1 pseudogene is annotated in these 1,057 nt (G+C 69.3%); it reads left to right on the top strand.

What is annotated here, in order from left to right:
* Positions 1-1,024: pseudogene (locus ACZ6IM_RS42720) on the top strand (IS3 family transposase); the annotation flags it as partial.
* Positions 1,025-1,057: the final 33 nt, after the last annotated feature.

Below are 1,057 nucleotides of genomic sequence, written 5' to 3'. Positions count from 1 at the left end.
CCGAGCCGCCGACACCGCTGGAGGCCGAGAACGCCGCTTTGCGCAAGAAGGTCCGCGAGCTGGAGGAGGAACGCGAGATCCTGCGGAAGGCGGCGAAGTATTTCGCCGGGGAGACGCGCTGGTGAACCGCTTCCAGTTCGTCGCCGACCATCAGCGCCGCCACGGCGTGAAGCGGCTGTGCACCATCCTCGGAATCGCCCGCTCCAGCTACTACTACTGGCGCCGGACGGCCGCGGACCGGGCCGCCCGGCAGGCGGCCGACGCCCGTCTGGCCGTCCGGATACGGGCGGTCCACCTCGAGTCGGACGGTACTTACGGAGTCCCGAGGATCACCGCTGAGCTCCGGGAGACCGGCGATGAGGCGGTCAACCACAAGCGTGTCGCCCGGATCATGCGGGCGTCCGGGCTCGAGGGAGTCCGGTTGCGCCGCCGGCACCGCACCACCGTCCCCGACCCGGCCGCGGCCAAGGCCCCCGACCTGATCGGCCGCGACTTCACCGCAGCAGAACCGAACACGAAGTACGTCGGCGACATCACCTACCTGCCCCTCGACGGCGGGAAGTTCTGCTACCTCGCCACCGTCATCGACCTCGCCTCACGCCGTCTGGCCGGCTGGGCGATCGCCGGCCACATGCGCGCGGACCTCGTCACCGACGCCCTGGCCGCGGCGATCCGCACCCGTGGCAGCCTCGCCGGATCGATCATGCACACCGACCACGGAGCCCAGTACTCGAGCAGGGCATTCGCCCAAGCCTGCAGGTCAGCAGGGGTTCGGCGAAGCATGAGCGCGATCGGCAGCTCGGCCGACAACGCACTCGCCGAGTCCTTCAACGCGACCTTCAAACGCGAGACCCTGCAAGGACGGAAGAGCTGGCCCAACGAGCGCGAGGCCCGACTCGACGCCTTCCGATGGCTCCACCGCTACAACACCCGCCGCCGACACTCCCGCCTCGGGCAACGATCACCGATCGCCTTCGAGGACGCCCTCCAACTCGCACCAACTACGCTGGCACAAGCCGCGTAACCCGTGTCCAGGATTCGGGGTCAAGGCCCATGG

The sequence above is a fragment of the Streptomyces sp. NPDC042336 genome (assembly GCF_055581985.1).
Note: the sequence above shows the minus strand (reverse complement) of the source record. Positions and strands in the feature narration are given on the sequence as shown.